This window comes from Mesorhizobium sp. M0410, assembly GCF_040321435.1.
In the GTDB taxonomy this organism is placed as follows: Bacteria; Pseudomonadota; Alphaproteobacteria; order Rhizobiales; family Rhizobiaceae; genus Mesorhizobium.
Genome location: NZ_JAMYRN010000016.1, coordinates 23,798 through 44,069, shown reverse-complemented (window position 1 = coordinate 44,069; position 20,272 = coordinate 23,798). Strand labels below are relative to the sequence as shown.

The 20,272-nt window shown below is 63.4% G+C and carries 17 protein-coding genes, 1 other RNA gene and 1 pseudogene; 18 read left to right on the top strand and 1 reads right to left on the bottom strand.

The genetic code is table 11. The features are described from left to right. Positions 1-80 precede the first annotated feature (80 nt). From NKI63_RS22310 to NKI63_RS22300, 3 genes and pseudogenes are all read left to right on the top strand, one after another. Positions 81-824: a lytic transglycosylase domain-containing protein gene (locus NKI63_RS22310; RefSeq protein ID WP_352505591.1), complete on the top strand. Its 744-nt coding sequence runs from the start codon at positions 81-83 to the stop codon at positions 822-824. 59 nt (positions 825-883) lie between these two features. Next, positions 884-1,282: RNase P RNA component class A (gene rnpB / locus NKI63_RS22305), an RNA gene on the top strand. Positions 1,283-1,326: 44 nt separating this feature from the next. Next, a pseudogene (locus tag NKI63_RS22300) lies at positions 1,327-1,407 on the top strand (type II toxin-antitoxin system RelE/ParE family toxin); the annotation flags it as partial. Positions 1,408-1,516: 109 nt separating this feature from the next. On the opposite strand, the gene NKI63_RS22295 reads toward NKI63_RS22300, so the two are convergent. After that, a complete protein-coding gene (locus NKI63_RS22295; protein WP_352505592.1) occupies positions 1,517-2,632 on the bottom strand; it encodes a cystathionine gamma-lyase in 1,116 nt (371 codons plus the stop codon). 406 nt (positions 2,633-3,038) lie between these two features. On the opposite strand from NKI63_RS22295, the gene mraZ reads away from it, so the two are divergent. The 15 genes from mraZ (at position 3,039) to ftsA (ending at position 20,221) form a co-directional block, all read left to right on the top strand. Further along, positions 3,039-3,497 carry a division/cell wall cluster transcriptional repressor MraZ gene (gene mraZ, locus NKI63_RS22290; protein ID WP_254818997.1) on the top strand — a complete coding sequence of 153 codons (459 nt, stop codon included), beginning with the start codon at positions 3,039-3,041 and terminating at the stop codon, positions 3,495-3,497. Next, a complete protein-coding gene (gene rsmH, locus NKI63_RS22285; RefSeq protein ID WP_352505594.1) occupies positions 3,494-4,525 on the top strand; it encodes a 16S rRNA (cytosine(1402)-N(4))-methyltransferase RsmH in 1,032 nt (343 codons plus the stop codon). The genes mraZ and rsmH overlap by 4 nt, the downstream gene beginning before the upstream one ends. 4 nt (positions 4,526-4,529) lie before the next feature. Next, a complete protein-coding gene (ftsL, locus tag NKI63_RS22280; protein WP_254818995.1) occupies positions 4,530-4,907 on the top strand; it encodes a cell division protein FtsL in 378 nt (125 codons plus the stop codon). Further along, on the top strand, positions 4,904-6,649 hold the full coding sequence (locus NKI63_RS22275; RefSeq protein WP_352752491.1) for a peptidoglycan D,D-transpeptidase FtsI family protein: 1,746 nt from the start codon (positions 4,904-4,906) through the stop codon (positions 6,647-6,649). The genes ftsL and NKI63_RS22275 overlap by 4 nt, the downstream gene beginning before the upstream one ends. A gap of 54 nt (positions 6,650-6,703) precedes the next feature. Then, positions 6,704-8,158 (top strand): UDP-N-acetylmuramoyl-L-alanyl-D-glutamate--2,6-diaminopimelate ligase, encoded by a 1,455-nt coding sequence (locus NKI63_RS22270; protein WP_352505596.1) that lies wholly within the window; start codon positions 6,704-6,706, stop codon positions 8,156-8,158. Continuing rightward, complete coding sequence (locus NKI63_RS22265) at positions 8,155-9,588, top strand: UDP-N-acetylmuramoylalanyl-D-glutamyl-2,6-diaminopimelate--D-alanyl-D-alanine ligase (RefSeq protein ID WP_352505597.1); 1,434 nt, start codon at positions 8,155-8,157, stop codon at positions 9,586-9,588. The genes NKI63_RS22270 and NKI63_RS22265 overlap by 4 nt, the downstream gene beginning before the upstream one ends. A 24-nt stretch (positions 9,589-9,612) precedes the next feature. After that, a complete protein-coding gene (mraY, locus tag NKI63_RS22260) occupies positions 9,613-10,695 on the top strand; it encodes a phospho-N-acetylmuramoyl-pentapeptide-transferase (RefSeq protein WP_254818991.1) in 1,083 nt (360 codons plus the stop codon). Positions 10,696-10,703: 8 nt separating this feature from the next. Further along, a complete protein-coding gene (murD, locus tag NKI63_RS22255; RefSeq protein WP_352505598.1) occupies positions 10,704-12,104 on the top strand; it encodes a UDP-N-acetylmuramoyl-L-alanine--D-glutamate ligase in 1,401 nt (466 codons plus the stop codon). Further along, entirely contained in the window at positions 12,104-13,255 is a 1,152-nt protein-coding gene (gene ftsW, locus NKI63_RS22250) for a putative lipid II flippase FtsW (protein WP_023676765.1), read from the top strand. The genes murD and ftsW overlap by 1 nt, the downstream gene beginning before the upstream one ends. Before the next feature lies 1 nt (position 13,256). Then, a complete protein-coding gene (gene murG, locus NKI63_RS22245; protein WP_352505599.1) occupies positions 13,257-14,384 on the top strand; it encodes an undecaprenyldiphospho-muramoylpentapeptide beta-N-acetylglucosaminyltransferase in 1,128 nt (375 codons plus the stop codon). Then, a complete protein-coding gene (murC, locus tag NKI63_RS22240) occupies positions 14,381-15,787 on the top strand; it encodes a UDP-N-acetylmuramate--L-alanine ligase (RefSeq protein ID WP_352505600.1) in 1,407 nt (468 codons plus the stop codon). Before murG ends, murC begins: the two co-directional genes overlap by 4 nt. Then, complete coding sequence (gene murB / locus NKI63_RS22235; RefSeq protein WP_352505601.1) at positions 15,784-16,749, top strand: UDP-N-acetylmuramate dehydrogenase; 966 nt, start codon at positions 15,784-15,786, stop codon at positions 16,747-16,749. Before murC ends, murB begins: the two co-directional genes overlap by 4 nt. Positions 16,750-17,061: 312 nt before the next feature. Then, a complete protein-coding gene (locus NKI63_RS22230) occupies positions 17,062-17,988 on the top strand; it encodes a D-alanine--D-alanine ligase (RefSeq protein ID WP_254818986.1) in 927 nt (308 codons plus the stop codon). After that, positions 17,976-18,917 (top strand): cell division protein FtsQ/DivIB, encoded by a 942-nt coding sequence (locus NKI63_RS22225; protein ID WP_352505602.1) that lies wholly within the window; start codon positions 17,976-17,978, stop codon positions 18,915-18,917. The genes NKI63_RS22230 and NKI63_RS22225 overlap by 13 nt, the downstream gene beginning before the upstream one ends. Continuing rightward, positions 18,914-20,221 carry a cell division protein FtsA gene (ftsA, locus tag NKI63_RS22220; protein WP_254818984.1) on the top strand — a complete coding sequence of 436 codons (1,308 nt, stop codon included), beginning with the start codon at positions 18,914-18,916 and terminating at the stop codon, positions 20,219-20,221. Before NKI63_RS22225 ends, ftsA begins: the two co-directional genes overlap by 4 nt. Positions 20,222-20,272: the final 51 nt, after the last annotated feature.

Here is a 20,272-nt window from a genome sequence, read left to right as displayed (position 1 = left end):
TCTATCCCCCCAGATGTTCCGATGTTGATTGAGGGTATCTGCGCGAAGTTCTTTGTGCGGATCAAACAGAACAGGATCACATGCAGAAATTGACCGTTTTAACGGCAGCCATTGCTGCCGGCGTAATGACTTTTGCCTTCAGTGCGGCAAACAGCGCACCGCTGAGCCAGCGGGCCGATCAGGGCTTCAGTGCCGCAGCCGGCAAAACCGCCATGCCGAAGGGTGGTGCAAAAGTAGAGAAGACCGCCACCGCGAAAGTGGAAAAAGCGGCCGCGGTAAGGACGAAAAAGCCAGTCTCCGCGAAAGGGCCAACCGCTGCGAGAAAGACAATCGCCAAACAGCATTTGAAGCGTAACCGCAAACGCATCGACCGCATGGCAACGGCGTCAGTCGCTCCGAAGAGCAGGCCAGCGCCCCAGGCGGCGGTTGTCGACGGCGGCGGACAGTATTCGGCGATCATTGCGCGTTATGCCGCCAGCTATGGCGTGCCGGTGTCGCTCGCCAATGCCGTCATCAAGATCGAAAGCAACTACCAGCCGAACCAGGTCGGCAGCGCCGGCGAGATCGGCCTGATGCAGATCAAGCCGGCGACGGCAAGAATGATGGGCTATAGCGGTCCGGTTCAGGGTCTCTACGATCCCGATACCAACATCAAATACGGCATGAAGTACCTAGCCATGGCGCGGGATCTCGGCGGCGGCACGACCTGCGGCACGATCCTGAAATACAATGCCGGCCACGCCGCCACACGGATGAACCCGGTGTCCGCAGCCTATTGCGGCAAGGTCAAGGTGCAGCTGGCAGCGCTTGGAGCGCCCGCCTGACAAGGGATAACTTGCTTTTTCGTTTGCGTTTTCGGGCCCGAACCCCTTTATACGCCTTGCCAGCTGGCCGGGCGGCCGCACCCGCGAAGCCGAAAGGCTGCGGGTGAGGAAAGTCCGGGCTCCATGGAGACACGGTGCCGGTTAATGGCCGGCGGGGGCGACCCCAGGGAAAGTGCCACAGAAAGCAAACCGCCACGATCCAATCGTGGCAAGGGTGAAAGGGTGGGGTAAGAGCCCACCGCGCGACTGGCAACAGGAGCGGCACGGTAAACCCCACCGGGAGCAAGACCGAATAGGGACGGTGCGAGGGGAAACCCTCGGGGGCTGTTTCCGGCTCACCGTCCGGGTAGGTTGCGTGAGGCGCATGGCAACATGCGCCCAAGATGAATGGCCGCCGCGTTCTCGCACCGCAAGGGGCGAGGGCCATACAGAACCCGGCTTACAGGCCAGCTGGCAGTTTTCTACCCATGTCGCGCAAGACAGCGAGGCTGCGGCCGATCGGTTGCTCGATCAAATCGAAGCCCGCTGGCAGCAAGTGGCCACTTATCCCTTCTCAGGTGAGCCGCGCGAAGACATCGCAACCGGAATCCGTCACCTGATCGTCGGCGAATACCTCACCTTGTATCATGTCCGCGAAGAGGCGATCGAAAATCATTCGCGTGCTGCACGGCCGGCGCAAGATCGACGCCGGCTCAGCCACCGATTGCGTCCAGCGACGCCTCGATCGCCTGCCAAAGCTCTTCCACCGGCTCGCAGCCGACCGACAGGCGAACGAAGCCGGGCGGTACGGCATCTCCCCTTCTTGATCGCCGTTCGGCCGAGGTGTGTACGCCGCCGAACGATGTCGCTGCCTGCATCAACGCGCAGTTGTTGATGAAATCCTCGGCCTTGTCCTCCGAGGCGAGCACGAACGAGATGAGAAAGCCGAAGCGCTCCATCTGCGCGCGGGCAAGATTGTGCGATGGGTCGCTCTCCAGTCCCGGAAAGCGCAAGCCGCTGATCGCGCGATGGGTCTTCAGCCGTCGCGCTATCATTTCGGCGGAAGTGCACATGCGGTCGAAGCGCACGTCCAGCGTTTCGAGACCGCGATGCACCAGCCATGCCTCGAACGGCCCGGGGATGGCGCCCGACGTCTCGCGCCAGTCGGTCACCCTCGAGATAATGTCCGCGTCGCGGCTGGCAACATGGCCGAACAGCACATCGGAATGGCCGTTTGGCGCCTTGGTGTCGGCAGCAATGACGATATCGGCGCCGAGATCGAGCGGGCGCTGGCCGAAAGGTGTCATCGTCGTGTTGTCGACCACAAGCACCGCACCCGCTCTATGCACGGCTTCGGCGACGGCTGCGATGTCACATATTTCCAGTCCTGGGTTGGCGGGTGTTTCGACGAAGGCAAGCCGATAACCGTCGAAGCCGCCGTCGAGGAAGCTCGACGTCGGCCGGACATCGTAGGCAACGCCGAAGGATTTCAGAAAACGGTCTGCCAGCGCTCGCGTCGTATGATAACCGTCGGACGGCAGCAGGATACGGTCGCCGGCTTTGAGCAGGCCGAAAAATATCGCCGAGATGGCAGCCATTCCCGAGGGAAAGGCAACGCATGGGGCGTCTTCCAAATGCGCCAGCATGTGCTCGACCGCATCCCACGTCGGATTGCTGAAGCGGCCATATTGATCGAAGCCGGTGGCGTCGCCGGGCGCATGAAAGATGGCGGCCATGGTCAGGGGCAAGGGGATCGGGTCGCCCTTGGCCAGCCCGCCGCGGCGCAGATGAGGAAGTGCTGCGGCGCGTGACTTGGCTGTTTCGGACATGATTTCAAACCTCGTTACTGACCGGAAAAGGAGATGCCGAGGCTATGCGCGGCAGCGATCCGCAGCAAGTCGGCTCCGGTTGGGCCACACGGCTCTAAACGCTTCGTTAGGCTTAATAGAGGATAAAGACGGGAGTGCCGTCAAAGCTGCTCTCCCCAGTTGTGGCAGGCGCGTTTTGAAGACTGTTCCCGTTGACGCCCATAGCACCCCATGATATCCCATTCCGATACTCAAGCCTTCGTTCCGTGTCAGGGTGAAGCGTACGCCAATCGGGCAGCCGCGGCGGCTGCGCGTTTGCCTGCGTTCGCCCGTCATAACGAAGTGGGTTTTGGACGCCGACCGGGCTGGGGCGGCGCGGACAGGAAGATGCAGAGGGGTGCGGCGGCGCAAGCGGCCGTAACGCGCAATGGACCGGTTTCTGTCGAACGCGGTGAACAGGATCGATGCGAAGGGACGGGTGTCCGTGCCGGCGCATTTCCGTGCCGTTGTGCAGAAACGCGGCTATTCGGAACTTTATGCGCTACGCTGCCTGGATCGCCCGGCGATGGATGTCGGTGGGCTCGACCTGCTCGATCGCTACGAGCAGCGCATCGCCCAGGAAGACCCGTTCCTGCAGACGGCGGACGACATGTCGTTCTTCTGCCACGGCGATGGAACGTTTCTGAAGCTCGACCAGGACGGCCGTATCACGATGAGCGATTTCATTCGCGAGCATACCGGCATTTCAGCGGAAGTGGCCTTCGTTGGCCGCGGCAATTTCTTTCAGATCTGGGAGCCCGGACGGCTCAGCGCCTATGGGACGGAAGCACGCGCCCGGCTTTTGCAGCTTCGGCAGGGGACGAAGCCCGGGGAGCGGCCGGAATGATGGCGGGCGACGGCGATGAAGTTCATGCCGCTGGCGGACCAGCCCGCCACATTCCGGTCCTCCTTGCCGAAGTTCTGGAGGCGCTGGCCCCGACAAAAGGCGAGGTGATCGTCGACGGCACGTTCGGTGCCGGCGGCTACACCAAGGCCATTCTGGCAAGCGGAGCCTCGGTCGTCGCAATCGACCGCGATCCGGATGCGATCGCGGCGGGGCGGGCCCTTGAACAGCAGTCCGGCGGCAAGCTCAGGCTTGTCCAGGCACCGTTCTCGACGCTCGACGAACAGGTTGAAAGTGCCGATGGCGTCGTGCTCGACATCGGCATCTCCTCCATGCAGATCGACCAGCCGGAGCGCGGCTTTTCGTTCCAGGCCGATGGACCGCTCGACATGCGCATGGCGCAGGCGGGCCTGAGCGCCGCCGACGTCGTCAACACCTTCAAGGTGGGCGATCTTGCCCGCATCTTCGGTTTTCTTGGCGAGGAACGCCATGCCGGGCGCATCGCCCGCATGATTGAAAGCCGTCGTGAAAAACGCCCCTTCGAGCGCACGCTCGACCTTGCCGATGCCATCGAGACGCATATCGGTCGCGCGCCAAAAGACAAGATCCATCCGGCCACCCGCGTTTTCCAGGCGCTGCGCATCTTCGTCAATGACGAGCTCGGCGAACTGGCCAAGGCACTGTTTGCCGCCGAGCGCGCGCTGAAACCGGGCGGGCGGCTTGCCGTGGTGACCTTCCATTCCCTGGAGGACCGCATTGTCAAGCGCTTCATCGCCGACAGAGCCGATTCAGCGACCGGATCGCGGCATCTGCCCGAGGCCCAGGCGCGCACCGCCACCTTCAGCAAGAAGGGCGGCGGCGTGACGCCTGGCGATGCCGAGATATCGGCAAATCCGCGGGCGCGTTCGGCAAGGCTGCGCGCTGCGATCCGTACAGAGGCGCCGGCGCGTGCCGGCGATTTTTCGATTTTCGGCCTGCCAAAACTGCCTGGCCCAAAGCTTCCCGGCGCCGATCGACCGGGAGAGAGGTGAGCACGTGTTTCGTACCAGCGACATAGTCCTGATCGCCGTCATGGTTTCGGCGGCTGCCCTGACCTACAAGACCAAGCGCGAGGCCGAGGAGCAACTGGCGGCAGTGCACAAGATCCAGGCGCAGATCCGTTATGAAGAGGACACGATCGACCTGCTCAAGGCGGACTGGAGCCTGCTTACCCAGCCGTCGCGCCTGCAAAAGCTCACCGAAATCTACAAATCGCAACTCGGACTCGAGCCGGTCAATGCGCGGCAGATCGTCGGGCTGGACGATCTGCCGGCGAAACCCGTCAACATCGAGGACCTTTCATCGCAGCGGCTGGGCGGCATGGCCGATGTCGGCGGAAAGGATCCCGTGGTGACCGGAGGCATCATCCAATGATCAGCGGATTTCCAATCGCCGCCAGATTTCCAAAGGTTGGGAAGCTGCTGAAGCGCGGTTCGAAGCCCGGTGGGGGCGGATCGATCGTCGTCGAAGGAGCCCGCAAGGCGACCGGTGGCAAGGGCAGGACCCGCATCGTCATGACGATGGCGGTGTTCTTCGGCATCTATTCGACCATTGCCGGGCGGTTGGTCTATCTGGGTTTCCAGAATCCCGACCTGTCGGGCGGCCCGCAGAGCCGGGTGACGGCATCGCGACCCGACATCGTCGACCGTAACGGCGAAGTGCTGGCGACCGACATCAAGACGGCGTCGCTGTTTGCTGAGCCGCGCCGCATCGTCGATGCCGACGAGGCGATCGAAAAACTGTCGACGGTGCTTCCCGAGATCGACTACGAGCAGACATACAACAAGCTGAAGAGCGGCGCCGGCTTCGTCTGGCTGCAGCGGCAACTGACGCCGAAGCAGCAGGCCGACATCATGCAGCTCGGCATCCCCGGCTTCGGCTTCCGCACCGAAAAGCGCCGGTTCTATCCGGCCGGCGAAACCTCGTCCTACATTGTCGGCCTCACCAACATCGACAATCAGGGCATCTCCGGCATGGAGAAATACATAGACGAACAAGGCTTGAGCGACCTTCAGGCGTCGGGCCTGGCGGTGGCCAAGGATTTGAAACCGGTGCAGCTCTCGATCGACCTGCGCGTCCAGCATATCGTGCGCGACGAGGTCGCCACCGGCATGGAAAAGTACCACGCGATCGCGGCGGGTGCCGTCGTGCTCAACGTCAAGACGGGCGAGGTGCTGGCGATGGCCTCCGTTCCGGATTTCGATCCGAACAACCCCTATAATGCGCAGGACAAGGACCGGCTCAACCGAATGTCCGCAGGCCTCTACGAAATGGGGTCGACCTTCAAGAGCTTCACCACCGCCATGGCGCTCGATTCCGGCAAGATAACGCTGCAAAGCCGCTTCGACGCGTCGCGCCCGATCAGGATCGGCCATCAAACCATCCATGATTTCCATGCCAAGGGCCGGATACTGTCAGTTCCGGAAGTGTTCATCTATTCGTCCAATATCGGTTCTGCCAAGGAAGCCGAAGCGGTTGGCATCGACGGACACCGCGAATTCCTGCATCGCCTGGGAATCCTCGAGAAGATGCAGACCGAACTGCCGGAAGTCGCTCGGCCGACCGAGCCCAAGGTCTGGAAGCAGGTCAATTCGATCACCATCGCCTTCGGCCACGGCGTGTCGACGACTCCGCTACAGACAGCGGTCGGCTGCGCCGCGCTGATGAATGGTGGCTATCTGATGGACCCAACCTTCCTGCCTCGCACGCAGGAGCAGGCGATGGCGGTCGCCAAGAAAGTGGTCAGCGACAAAACGGTCGAGGGTATGCGCTATCTCTATGCACTCAATGCCGAAAAGGGATCCGGTCGCAATGCACGGGTGCCAGGATACCGGGTGGGCGGCAAGACGGGAACGGCGGAGAAGGTCGTCAACGGCCGCTACTCGAAGGAAAAGAATTTCAACGCCTTCGTTGCAGCTTTCCCGATGGACGATCCGCAATACATAGTGCTTACGATCGCCGACGAACCGAAGCCGGAAAAGCCCGGCATGGGTGCTACGGCCGCCTCGAACGCGGGCATCATGGCTGCAAACATCATCCGACGTGCGGCTTCCATGCTTGGCGTGAAGCCAGATTTCAGCCATGAAAATGGTGCAACGCTGGTTTCCTATCAGTGATTCTTCGGGCGCGCCGGCAACTGCGCGTTATTTTGTTGCGATGAACGGGGTTCGATGAAGCTGAAAAATCTAGCCGGTATCCTGCCTGTCGATGGGACAGCTCCCTTCGACATGGAGGTTACAGGGATTTCGTCGGATTCCCGCCAGGTAACAGAGGGCGTCGTCTTTTTCGCGCTCACCGGCTCCAAGGCGGATGGCGCAGCCTATGCAGCCGACGCCGCGAGCCGCGGCGCCGCAGCGATCGTGGTCGGCAAGGGCAGTGCGGTCGCCGGGCTGCCAGTGCCGGTTCTTGTCGTAGACGATCCGCGCCTTGCGCTGGCGCAGAGTGCGGCCCGTTATTTCGGCAAGCAACCACAAACCATGGTCGCGGTGACCGGAACCAGCGGCAAGACCTCGGTCGCCGCATTCACCCGGCAGATATGGGAGCAGGCGGGTTTCGCCGCCGCCTCGATCGGCACGACCGGCGTGGTGGCGCCGGGCCGCAACGAATATGGCTCGCTGACCACGCCGGATCCGGTGGCATTGCACAGGCTGCTCAAGGAGCTGGCGGAGGCCGGCGTCACCCACGCCTCGATGGAAGCGTCCAGCCATGGCCTCGACCAGCGCCGGGTCGACGGCGTCAAGCTTACGGCCGGCGGCTTCACCAATCTCGGCCGCGACCATATGGACTATCATCCGACGGTCGAGGACTATCATCGCGCCAAATTGCGTCTGTTCGACGCGCTGCTGCCGAAGGGCGCGCCGGCCGTTATCTTTGCCGACGACCCGTGGTCGGAGCCGACAATCAAGGCGGCGCATGCAGCGGGACTGAATGTGCTGACGGTCGGACGCCACGGCGATTTCCTGCGGCTGAAGCGGGTCGAGCACGAGCGCCACCGCCAGCGCGCCGAGGTTGAAGCGGACGGCGTTCTCCATGAAGTCGACTTGCCGCTGGCTGGCGACTTCCAGATTGCAAATGCGCTGGTGTCGGCCGGCCTCGCCATTTCGACTGGAACATCTGTTGCCAAAGCGTTGATGGCGCTGGAGAAATTGAAGGGCGCGCCGGGACGGCTCGACCTTGTCGGGACGGCCGCCAACGGGGCGCCCGTCTATGTCGACTACGCTCACAAGCCAGATGCACTGGAAAACGTGCTAGCTTCGGTGCGCCCCTTTACCACTGGCCGCGTCATCGTCGTATTCGGTTGCGGCGGCGACCGCGACCGGGGCAAGCGGCCGATCATGGGCGAGATCGCCACAAGGCTGGCCGATGTCGTCATCGTCACCGACGACAATCCCCGCTCGGAAGTCCCCGAGACGATCCGCGCCGCGATCCTGGCGGCTGCACCGGGGGCGATCGAGATCGGCGACCGGCGCAAGGCCATCCACCAGGCAGTCGGGATGCTTCACGCCGGCGATACGCTGATCGTGGCCGGCAAGGGCCATGAGGAAGGCCAGACCATCGGCGCCGAGACGCTGCATTTTTCCGATCATGAGGAAGTTCGCTCGGCGCTGCGGGAGCAAACGGCGTGAGCCATCTGTGGACCTCCGAGGCGCTGGTTGCCGCCATGGATGGCCGGCCGCTCGGTCCGATGCCGGAAGGCATCGCCGGCATTTCCATCGACAGCCGCAGCCTGCAGCCTGGAGACGCCTTCTTCGCCATCAAGGGCGAGGCCATGGACGGCCATGATTTCGTCACCGCCGCCATCAAGGCGGGCGCCGGCGTGCTGGTCGTCGCAGAGGGCAAGCTGCCGTCGCTGGGGCGGCTGACGGCACCGATGATCGTCGTGGAGGATGTGCTCGTCGCGCTGGAAAAGCTCGGCGTTGCGGCGCGCGCACGCTCAAAGGCGAGGGTGATTGCCGTGACCGGATCGGTGGGCAAGACCACCACCAAGGAAGCACTGCGCCACGCTCTCTCCGCGGTCGGTACCGTGCATGCATCGGTCCAGTCGTTTAACAATCACTGGGGTGTGCCGCTGACGCTGGCGCGCATGCCGCAGGATTGCGATTTTGCCGTCTTCGAGATCGGCATGAACCATCCGGACGAGATCCGGCCTCTGGTCAAGATGGTCCGGCCGCATGTCGCCATCATTACGCTGATCGCGGCCGCTCACCTCGGCTTCTTCCGCAACCTGGATGAGATCGCCAAGGCCAAGGCAGAGATTTTCGAGGGACTGGAACCCGGCGGCGCCGCCCTTCTCAACCGCGACGATGCGCGCTGGAAGCTGCTGGAGAAGATGGCGAAAGAGGCCGGCGTCGAGCATGTTTACGGATTCGGCGAGAATGCCCGGGCGACCTTCAAACTGATCAAATGCGAACTCGATGCCGACCATTCCGTGATAACCGCCAAGATTGGCGGGCACGAGATCGTCGCCAGGATCGGCGCGCCGGGCCGCCATATGGTGCAGAATGTGCTGGCGGTGCTGGGTGCAGCGCATCTGGTCGGAGCCGACGTCACCAGGGTTGCGCAGGCGCTGGCCGATCTGTCGCCCGAACGCGGACGCGGCAAACGCTATATGTTGCGCCACCCCAAGGGGCCGATCACGCTGATCGACGAGAGCTACAACGCCAATCCGGCGTCGATGAGCGCTGCAATGGCGCTGCTCAACACGACGCCGGTGTCGGGCGAGGGCAGGCGCATTGCCGTGCTCGGCGATATGCTCGAGCTCGGCAGCCATTCGGCGAAATTGCATGCCGCCCTTGCCGACCTGATCGTCGGCACCGACACGCGCACGGTTTTTCTCGGCGGCCCGGAAATGCGGGCGCTGGCCGACGTTTTGCCCGGCGAGATCAGGACGGAGTACCGCGCCGGCGCGGAAGATCTGAAACCGGTGCTTCTGTCGGAGTTGAGGCCGGGTGACGTGGTTATGATCAAATCGTCGAAAGGCATAGGCTTTTCAAAGCTGGTCGAGGCATTGCTCGGCAAGTTTCCGGCGGAAGCCACAACCAGTAGACAGACCTAGGATCGGTCCGGGGGACGCAAGCGCATGTTAACACTGCTCGTCGAATTTGCGGACAAGATCTCGGTCTTCAATGTCTTCCGCTACATAACTTTCCGCACCGGCGGGGCGCTGATCACAGCGGCGCTGATCGTGTTCATCTTCGGACCGACCATCATCAATTCGCTGAGGCTGCGGCAAGGCAAGGGACAGCCGATCCGCGCCGATGGGCCACAGACGCATTTCAAGAAGGCGGGAACGCCGACCATGGGCGGGCTGATGATCCTGTCCGGCATCATCGGTTCGTCACTGCTGTGGGCGAACCTGTCGAGCATCTACGTCTGGGTGGTGATGCTGGTGACGCTGGGGTTCGGCTCAATCGGCTTTTACGACGACTACCTCAAGGTGACGAAGCAATCGCATCTCGGCTTTTCCGGCAAAGCGCGGCTGGGGCTCGAATTTGCCATCGCAGGCATCGCCGCCTGGGTGATCATGCATAACGGCCAGGCGCCGTTCTCGTCATCGTTGACATTCCCTTTCGCCAAGGAGTTTCTCGTCAATCTCGGCTGGTTCTTCATCCCGTTCTCGTGCTTCGTCATCGTCGGCGCCGGCAATGCGGTGAACCTGACCGACGGCCTCGACGGACTGGCGATTGTGCCGATCATGATCGCGGCGGCGTCCTTCGGCGTCATCGCCTATCTCTCCGGCAACGCGGTATTCGCCGAATATCTTCAGATCCATTTCGTGCCCGGTACCGGCGAACTGGCGGTGGTCCTTGGAGCGGTGATCGGCGCCGGGCTCGGCTTCCTGTGGTTCAATGCGCCGCCGGCGGCCATCTTCATGGGCGATACCGGCTCGCTGGCGCTGGGCGGGCTGATCGGCACGGTCGCGGTGGCGACCAAGCACGAGATCGTGCTGGTCATCGTCGGAGGCCTGTTCGTTGTCGAGATATTCTCGGTCATCATCCAGGTCGGCTATTTCAAGATGACCGGCAAGCGCGTCTTCCTGATGGCGCCGATCCACCATCATTTCGAAAAGCTCGGCTGGACCGAAAGCCAGGTGGTGATCCGCTTCTGGATCATCGCCGTCATCCTGGCGCTGGTCGGCCTGTCGACCCTGAAGCTCAGATAGGAGGCCGCTTGATCCCCGCCGCATCCTTTTCAGGCAAGCGCGTTTCGCTCTTCGGGCTCGGCGGCTCGGGGATCGCCACGGCGCGCGCGCTGATCGAAGGCGGCGCAGATGTGCTGGCCTGGGACGACAATCCCGACAGCGTCGCCAAGGCTGGCGCGGTCGGTATTGCAACCGCGGACCTGCGCGGCGCGGACTGGGCGAGGTTTTCCGCCTTCGTGCTGTCGCCCGGCGTGCCGCTGACGCACCCGAAGCCGCACTGGACTGTCGAGCTCGCGCGGGGCTCCGGCGTCGAGATCATAGGCGATATCGAGCTTTTCTGCCGCGAGCGGACGGCGCGGGCGCCGGAAGCACCTTTCATTGCGATCACCGGCACCAACGGCAAGTCGACGACCACGGCATTGACGGCGCACATACTCAAGTCGGCCGGGCGCGACACGCAGATGGGCGGCAATATCGGCCGTGCGGTGATGACGCTCGATCCGCCGCAGCCCGAGCGGCACTATGTGGTTGAGTGCTCTTCCTACCAGATCGACCTTGCCCCCTCGATCAATCCGACGGCCGGCGTCCTGCTCAATCTGACGCCGGACCATCTCGACCGCCATGGCACGATGCAACACTACGCCTCGATCAAGGAGCGGCTGGTGGCCGGCAGCGAGACGGCAATCATCGGCGTCGACGATTCCTGGTGCGCCCAGATCGCCGACCGGCTGGAGCGGGCAGGCCGGCAGGTCATTCGGATTTCCAAGCGCCTGCCCCTGACCGACGGTTATTTCGCCGACGGCACGAATTTAATGGAAGCCGTGCACGGCCGCTACAGCCGGGTCGCCTTCCTCGAAGGCATCGGCTCCTTGCGCGGCCAGCACAATGCGCAGAATGCACTGGCCGCCGCCGCCGCCTGCCTCAAGGTCGGGCTCGAACTCGGCGAGATCCAATCCGGACTGGAGAGTTTCCCCGGGCTGGCGCACCGCATGGAGCAGGTCGGCCGCAAAGGGCATGTGCTGTTCGTCAACGATTCCAAGGCGACCAATGCCGATGCCGCTGCACCGGCGCTGTCGAGCTTTGCGCGTATCCATTGGATTGCCGGCGGCCTGCCGAAGGAGGGCGGCATCGAGCAGTTGCGCGGCTTCTTCCCGCGCATCGCCAAGGCCTATCTGATCGGCGAAGCTGCACCGGCCTTTTCGGCGACGCTGGGCGAGGCGGTGCCTTACGAGATCTCAGGCACGTTGGCCGCGGCAGTCGAACACGCCGCCCGTGATGCGGCCAGGGATAGTAGCGGCGAGGCGGTGGTGCTGCTGTCGCCGGCCTGCGCCAGTTTCGACCAGTTCAAGAATTTCGAAGTGCGCGGCGAGGCGTTCAGGCAGGCCGTAACCGCCATTGATGGCGTGATGCCCATCGGAGGGACACGATAATGCAAAGCCGTCTCGACAAAAGCCCGGTTGCGACCTGGTGGTGGACGATCGATCGCTGGTTCCTGGCGGCGTTCCTGTCGCTGATGGGGCTCGGCATCGTTTTGTCCTTCGCCGCAAGCCCGGCGGTGGCCGAGCGCATCGGGCTCGACAGTTTCCACTTCGCGACGCGCCAGATTATCTTCACCATTCCGGCACTTGGGGTGATGCTGGCTGTCTCGTTCCTTGAATCCAGGCAGATCCGGCGCATGGCGCTGGTCATGCTGTGCATCATGCTGTTTCTGATGGTGGCAGTGCTCTACATCGGCGTCGAGGTGAAGGGCGCGCGGCGCTGGGTGTCGCTTGCCGGTCTGTCGATCCAGCCATCCGAGTTCCTGAAACCGGCCTTCGTCATCATCTGCGCCTGGCTGTTCGCCGAGCACAAGCGGCAGCCCGACATTCCCGGCAATCTGTTCGCCATGTTGCTGCTTGCACTGGTTATCTCGCTGCTGGTGGCGCAGCCTGACCTGGGGCAGACCATGCTGGTGCTCGGCACCTGGGGGGTGATGTTCTTCATGGCCGGGTTGCCGTGGCTGTGGATCGTCGCGCTGGGTGCTGCCGGCGTCGGCGGCGTGTTCGCCGCCTATGCGGTGTTCCCGCACGTTGCCGGCCGCATCGACCGCTTCATGACCGGCGAGGGCGACACGTTCCAGGTCGACATGGGCCGCGAGGCGCTGATCAATGGCGGCTGGTTCGGCGTCGGGCCGGGCGAGGGTACCGTCAAGCGGGTCATCCCCGACAGCCACGCCGACTTCGTCTTCTCCGTCGCCGGCGAGGAATTCGGGTTGATCATGTGTTTCTTCATCATGTCCATCTTCGGCTTCATCGTGCTGCGCGGTCTCAACACGGCGCTCAAGGAGCAGGACGATTTCACCCGCTATGCGGTTGGCGGCCTGGTCACGGTCTTCGGCCTGCAGTCGGTCATCAACATGGCCGTCAATCTGCAGCTGATGCCGGCCAAGGGCATGACACTGCCGTTCATCTCCTACGGCGGCTCTTCGCAGATCGCGATCGCCATCTCGATGGGCATGGTGCTGGCGCTGACGCGCAAGCGCCCGGAAAAGCGCAAGCAGCTGGGCTTCATGCCGTCGCCGCGTGCGATGCCGGCGGAGTGAGATGGCGAAGGGGGTCATCCTGCTGGCGGCAGGCGGCACGGGCGGACACCTGTTCCCGGCCGAGGCGTTGGCGCACGAACTGACCAGGCGCGGCTGGACGGTGCATCTGGCGACGGACGAGCGCGCCGAGCGCTTTACCGGACAGTTCCCGGCAGCCGCCATCCATCCGATCCAGTCGGCGACGATGGGGTCGAAAAATCCTTTTGCCGTGCTCGCCGCGTTTTGGAAAATCTGGCGCGGCGTGCGGCAGGCATCGGCCGTCATCGCCAGCATCAAGCCCGCCATCGTGGTCGGCTTCGGCGGTTATCCGACACTGCCGCCGCTTTACGCGGCGACCCGGCGCAAGGTGCCGACGCTGATCCACGAGCAGAATGCGGTGATGGGCCGCGCCAACCGCGCGCTTGCCGGCCGCGTCGACGCCATTGCCGGTGGGTTCCTGCCTGAAGACAGCAGTGCCGCAGGCGCCAAGACGGTGACCACCGGCAATCCGGTCAGACCGCAAGTGCTGGAGGCGGCGAAGACACCTTATGCCGCATCGGCCGGCGAAGAGCCGTTCCGATTGCTGGTGTTTGGCGGCAGCCAAGGCGCGCAGTTCTTTTCCGACGCGGTGCCGGCGGCAATCGCCCGGCTTTCCGACGCACAGCGCAGGCGGCTGGCGATCACACAGCAGGCGCGCGCCGACGATGTGACGCGGGTGAAAGCCGCCTATGCCGCACTTGGCATTGGGGCCGAGGTGTCGCCGTTCTTCACCGACATGGCAAAGCGGCTGGCGGCGGCGCATCTGGTGATGTCGCGCTCCGGCGCATCGACCGTATCGGAAATCGCGGTGATCGGCCGGCCGGCGCTGCTGGTGCCCTATCCGCACGCGCTCGACCACGACCAGGCGGCGAATGCGGCGGCCCTTGCGGCAGCGGGCGGCGCCGAGGTGCATCCGCAATCCACGCTTTCGCCCGAGCACATTGCTGCGTTGATCGGGGCCTTGATGGATGATCCGGGCAGGGCGGCGACAATGGCCGCGGCGGCGAAATCATCCGGAAAACCGGATGCCGCGCGGTTGCTCGCCGATCTGACAGAGGCTATTGCGTCCAGGAAATCCGTTTCGGAATTCAGGAAGGAGACGCACGAATGAAGATGCCACAGACGATCGGCCTCGTGCATTTCATCGGCATTGGCGGCATCGGCATGAGCGGCATCGCCGAGGTGCTGCACAATCTCGGCTACAAGGTGCAAGGGTCCGACCAGGCCGACAGCGCCAATGTGCAGCGGCTGCGCGACAAGGGCATCGAATGCTTCGTCGGCCACCAGGCCGAAAACCTCGGCGAGGCCGAGGTGGTCGTCGTCTCCACCGCAATCAAGAAATCCAATCCGGAACTGAAGGCGGCGAGAGAGAAGTTGCTGCCGATCGTGCGGCGCGCCGAAATGCTAGCCGAGTTGATGCGGTTCCGCCAAGCGGTCGCGATCGGCGGCACGCATGGCAAGACGACGACGACTTCGATGGTGGCGACGCTACTCGAAGCCGGCGGGCTCGACCCGACGGTGATCAATGGCGGCATCATCAATGCCTATGGCACCAATGCCCGCATGGGCGACGGCGAATGGATGGTGGTCGAGGCCGACGAGAGCGACGGCACCTTCCTCAGGCTGCCGGCCGAGATTGCCGTCGTCACCAATATCGACCCCGAGCATCTCGATCATTACGGCTCCTTCGACAAAGTGCGCGAGGCGTTTCGTCAGTTCGTCGAGAATGTGCCGTTCTACGGCTTCGGCGTGATGTGCACCGACCATCCCGAGGTGCAGGCGCTGGTCGCCCGCATCGAGGACCGGCGCGTCATCACCTATGGCGAAAATGCGCAGGCCGACGTGCGCTTCACCAATCACCGCATGGACGGCCCGACCTCGGAATTCGACGTGGTGATCCGCGATCGCAAGACGCACGGCCAGATAACGATATCAGGTCTGCGGCTACCCATGCCCGGACGTCACAATGTCTCCAATGCGACGGCGGCGATTGCCGTCGCGCATGAGCTCGGCCTTCCGGCTGAGGCAATTAAGAAGGGCCTGTCGTCCTTCGCCGGCGTCAAGCGGCGCTTCACCCATACCGGTTCGTGGAACGGTGTCGATGTGTTCGACGATTACGGTCATCATCCGGTCGAGATCACGGCGGTACTGAAGGCTGCGCGCAGCGCCACCAAGGGCCGCATCATCGCCGTTACCCAACCGCACCGCTTCACCCGGCTGCGCGATCTGTTTGACGAGTTTTCCGTCTGCTTCAACGACGCCGATACGGTAATGGTGGCGCCCGTCTATGCGGCCGGCGAGGAACCGATCGACGGCGTTACGTCCGACGCACTGGTGTCGCGCATCCGCTCCGGCGGCCATCGCGACGCACGCTACATCGAAGGTCCGGCGGCGATCGGGCCGATCGTTCGCGAGGTGGCGAAGCCGGGCGATTTCGTCGTTTTCCTCGGCGCCGGCAACATCACTCAATGGGCCTATGCGCTGCCCAAGGAACTCGGCGGGACCATCTCATGATGCGCGGCCAGGCGTTGATCGAGAAGCTTGGCGACCGGCTTGCCGGACTGCGCGGCCGCATCACGCCCAATGCCGAGATGGACAAGATCACCTGGTTTCGAGCCGGCGGGCTCGCGGACGCATTGTTCCAGCCGGCCGACGAGGACGATCTTGCCGCGTTCCTGAAGGCGGTGCCCGAGGAAATACCACTGACCATCGTCGGCGTCGGCTCGAACCTGCTTGTCCGTGACGGCGGCATTGCGGGCTTCGTCATCCGGCTTTCGGCCAAAGGCTTTGGCGAGACCGAAGTAATTGCGCCGACCATGATCAAGGCGGGCGCCGCAACGCCCGACAAGCGTCTTGCGGCCGTTGCCTACGAGGCCGGCATTGGTGGCTTTCACTTCTACCACGGCATTCCCGGCGCCATTGGCGGAGCGCTGAGGATGAACGCCGGCGCCAATGGCGTCGAGACACGCGAGCGTGTGGTCGAGGTGCGGGCACTCGACCGCAAGGGCAATGTTCATACGCTGAGCAATGCCGACATGGGCTATGCCTATCGCCATTCAGCGGCGCCGTCGGGGCTGATCTTCACATCGGCGCTGCTCGAAGGCGTTCCCGAGGACAAGGCGGCGATCAAGGCCGCGATGGATGCTGTCCAGAACCATCGCGAGACCGTGCAGCCGATCCGCGAAAAAACCGGGGGCTCGACCTTCAAGAATCCCGAGGGCACCTCGGCCTGGAAGGAAATCGACAAGGCCGGCTGCCGCGGCCTGATGGTCGGCGGGGCGCAGATGTCGCCGATGCATTGCAACTTCATGATCAACACCGGAACCGCCACCGGCTACGAGCTTGAATATCTCGGTGAGACGGTGCGTGCGCGCGTGCTCGAAAAATCGGGCATCCGGCTGCAGTGGGAGATCAAGCGCATCGGTAATTTTCGGCCGGGCCATGCGGTCCAGGAATTTCTCGGGCAGTTGCTTTAGGCAAGTCGACCGCCGTTGCTTTTCGGACTCATGAATTCACATTTTGCTGCCGTTTTTGCGGAAAGTGAATCCATCGGAATCGTAAGCACTTGCCAGCGAATCAACTCTCTGATTCTCTGCCCTGAAGCGTTTCCTGATTTGAGTCGTTTCGACGCGTTGCTCGCGTTTCCGTCTGGGGGGCAACCTGCCGGGAGACTCGGACTCAATGTTGCGGAAACACGGAGCGAAGTTGCTCGGCGCGTATGAGTGTGCGCGATGCTTTTCGGGTCATGCACGATAGTGCAGGCCTGCTGCGAGAGGAAATGACGGGGAATGACAAGCAAGCACGTGGCCGTCCTTCTGGGAGGATTCTCGTCCGAGCGGCCCGTGTCCCTGTCGTCGGGCAAAGCCTGCGCCGATGCGCTCGAGGGAGAGGGCTACCAGGTCACCCGCGTCGACGTCTCGCGCGACATCGGCTCGGTGCTCAGCGCGCTCAAGCCTGACGTCGTCTTCAACGCACTGCACGGCCCTTTCGGCGAGGACGGCACCATCCAGGGCATCCTCGAGTACCTCGCCATTCCGTACACGCATTCGGGCGTGCTTGCCTCGGCGCTCGCGATGAACAAGGAACAGGCCAAGAAGGTCGCCAAGGCGGCCGGCATTCCGGTGGCGGAATCGAAGGTGGCCAATCGCTTCGCCATCCAGAACAAGCACCCGATGAAGCCGCCCTATGTGGTCAAGCCGGTCAACGAAGGGTCGAGCTTCGGTGTCGTCATCGTGCATGAAGGCCAGTCGCATCCGCCGCAGATCATCGGCTCGTCCGAGTGGAGATACGGCGATACGGTCATGGTCGAGCGTTATGTGCACGGGCGGGAATTGACCTGCGCGGTGATGGGCGATGTGGCGCTCGGTGTCTGCGAGATCATCCCGACCGGCCATTCCTTCTACGACTATGATTCAAAATACGTCGCGGGAGGATCAAAACACGAATGCCCGGCAAAACTTTCACCGAATATTTACCAAAAAATACAGACACTGGCACTCAAGGCTCATCAAGCTATCGGCTGTCGGGGCGTTTCCCGATCGGACTTCCGTTATGACGATCGTCACTCCGAAAACGGCGAAATTGTCTGGCTCGAGGTCAACACCCAGCCGGGCATGACGCCGACGTCTTTGGTGCCGGAAATCGCCGCGCAAGCGGGACACTCGTTCGGCGATTTGTTGAGTTGGATGGTGGAGGACGCTTCGTGTCTGCGTTGAAGTGGGGACAGGGCAGGGGGAAGGGCGCGGCCGGGCCGGCGCTGTTCGGCATGCCGTTGTCGTTCGACCATTTCGTGCTGCCGCGCCTGCTCCGCCGGCCGGTGCGCGTGCTGGCGCGCCTCGGCGAGGGCGACTTCGAAGCGCCGCCCTATTGCGCTGCCATGCTGTCGGCGGCGTTGCTTATTTCGAGCAGTGCCTATGGCGCCTATCTCGGCGGACATGCCGACGCCATCGTCCAGAGTGTCACCGCCCGAACCGGCTTTGCCGTCGATCAGGTCAAGGTCGTCGGCAACCGCGAAACATCCGAGATCGATATTCTCGACAGGCTGGAACTCGACGGCTGGACCTCGCTGATCGGCTTCGACGCCGAAACCGCGCGCGAACGCATCACCACGCTACCCTGGGTCGAAGCCGCGGCAGTGCGCAAGGTCTACCCGCATACGCTGGAAGTGCGCGTCGAGGAGCGCGAGCCGTTCGCGCTGTGGCAGCAAGGCAGCGCGCTTTCGGTCATCGAGAAATCCGGCGCCGTCATTGCGCCGTTCTCCGGCGGCAAGCAGATATTGCTGCCGCTGATCATCGGCACCGGCGCACCGGCCAAAGCGCCGGATTTCCTAGCGAAGATCAAGAATTATCCGGAGCTCGCCGCGCGGATCAAGGGCTATATCCGCATCGGCGAACGGCGCTGGGATCTCAAGCTTGAAAACGGCATCACGATCAAACTTCCCGAAGACGGCGAGGATCAGGCGATTGCCGACCTGGTCAGGATGGACCACGAGAACGGGCTTTTGACGCGCGACATCGCTGCCGTCGACATGCGCCTTTCCGATCGTCTGGTCGTCCAGCTGACGCCGGAGGCGGCGACACAGCGCGAGGCCGCGCTCAACGAAAAGCCCAAGATGCTGAAGCGCAAGCCGGAGACGAAAATATGAGCTGGCTTGGCGGCAATAGCGATGCTTCGGCGCGCCGGTCCGGCATCTTGACGGTGCTGGATGTCGGCTCCAGCAAGGTCTGCTGCGTGGTGGCCAAGCTCAAGCCGCGCGAGGATGGCAAGCTGCTGCGCGGACGCTCGCATCGCGTCCAGGTGATCGGCATCGGCCACCAGAAATCGCAAGGCGTGAAATCGGGCGTCGTCATCGATCTCGACCGCGCCGAGCACGCCATCCGTCTTGCCGTCGACGCCGCCGAACGCATGGCGGGACTGACGGTCGATTCGCTGATCGTCAACATGACTGCCGGCCGGTTGAAGAGCGAGGCTTTTTCGGCCACCATCAATCTCGGCGGCCATGAGGCCGACGAGGCCGACATCAAGCGCGTGCTTGCCGCCGGCGCCAAGCAGGCTCTGCGGGCCGAGCGCGAGGTGATCCATTCGCTTCCCGTAGCCTTTTCTCTGGATGCCGAGCGCGGTGTGCGCGATCCGCGCGGCATGGTTGGCGACCAGCTTGGCGTCGACATGCACGTGCTGACGGGCGACGCGGCGCCTTTGCGCAATCTTGAGCTCTGCATCAACCGCTCGCATCTGTCGGTCGAGCGCATGGTGGCGACGCCTTATGCCAGCGGGCTTGCCGCGCTGGTCGACGACGAGCTCGAAATGGGCGCGGCCTGCATCGACATGGGCGGCGGCACGACGACGATCTCGGTATTTTCGGAAGGCAAGTTCGTCCACGGCGACGCCATCGCGATCGGCGGCAACCACGTCACGCTGGATATGGCCAAGGGCCTGTCGACCTCGCTCGATGCCGCCGAAAGGCTGAAAGTGATGCATGGCTCGGCGCTGCCTGGCAGTGCCGACGACCGCGACCTGGTTTCCATCCATCCGATCGGCGAGGACGGCGAGGTGCCGTTGCAGATCCCGCGCTCGGTGATGACACGCATCATCCGCGCCCGCATCGACGAGACGCTGGAATTGCTGCGCGACCGCCTGAACAAGTCCGGCTACGGCAATGCCGTCGGCAAGCGTGTGGTGCTGACCGGCGGCGCCAGCCAGCTTGCCGGCCTGCCCGAAGCAGCACGCCGCATTCTCGGCCGCAATGTGCGCATCGGACGCCCGCTTGGCGTGGCAGGCCTGCCCGAGGCGGCCAAGGGGCCGGCTTTTTCGACGCCCGTCGGGCTTCTGATCTACCCGCAGATGGCGAGCTTCGAGAGCCGCCCGGCGAAGGGAATTTCCGGTCTTCGGATGACCGGAACAGGCGGAAAACTGCATCGAATGAGTCAGTGGTTGAGAGACAGTTTTTAATTTGACGGGGACAGCCCCATAGGCGGCCGCGGCGGCGAAGCGGCGGGAAAG

What these genes read in the sequence shown, in the direction of transcription:
- NKI63_RS22310 (WP_352505591.1), top strand. Translation starts at nt 81, where the DNA reads ATGCAGAAATTGACCGTTTTAACGGCAGCCATTGCTGCCGGCGTAATG.
- murB (WP_352505601.1), top strand. Translation starts at nt 15,784, where the DNA reads ATGATGCGCGGCCAGGCGTTGATCGAGAAGCTTGGCGACCGGCTTGCC.
- ftsA (WP_254818984.1), top strand. Translation starts at nt 18,914, where the DNA reads ATGAGCTGGCTTGGCGGCAATAGCGATGCTTCGGCGCGCCGGTCCGGC.
- murG (WP_352505599.1), top strand. Translation starts at nt 13,257, where the DNA reads ATGGCGAAGGGGGTCATCCTGCTGGCGGCAGGCGGCACGGGCGGACAC.
- mraZ (WP_254818997.1), top strand. Translation starts at nt 3,039, where the DNA reads ATGGACCGGTTTCTGTCGAACGCGGTGAACAGGATCGATGCGAAGGGA.
- NKI63_RS22230 (WP_254818986.1), top strand. Translation starts at nt 17,062, where the DNA reads ATGACAAGCAAGCACGTGGCCGTCCTTCTGGGAGGATTCTCGTCCGAG.
- ftsW (WP_023676765.1), top strand. Translation starts at nt 12,104, where the DNA reads ATGCAAAGCCGTCTCGACAAAAGCCCGGTTGCGACCTGGTGGTGGACG.
- NKI63_RS22275 (WP_352752491.1), top strand. Translation starts at nt 4,904, where the DNA reads ATGATCAGCGGATTTCCAATCGCCGCCAGATTTCCAAAGGTTGGGAAG.
- NKI63_RS22270 (WP_352505596.1), top strand. Translation starts at nt 6,704, where the DNA reads ATGAAGCTGAAAAATCTAGCCGGTATCCTGCCTGTCGATGGGACAGCT.
- rsmH (WP_352505594.1), top strand. Translation starts at nt 3,494, where the DNA reads ATGATGGCGGGCGACGGCGATGAAGTTCATGCCGCTGGCGGACCAGCC.
- NKI63_RS22295 (WP_352505592.1), bottom strand. Translation starts at nt 2,632, where the DNA reads ATGTCCGAAACAGCCAAGTCACGCGCCGCAGCACTTCCTCATCTGCGC.
- murC (WP_352505600.1), top strand. Translation starts at nt 14,381, where the DNA reads ATGAAGATGCCACAGACGATCGGCCTCGTGCATTTCATCGGCATTGGC.
- mraY (WP_254818991.1), top strand. Translation starts at nt 9,613, where the DNA reads ATGTTAACACTGCTCGTCGAATTTGCGGACAAGATCTCGGTCTTCAAT.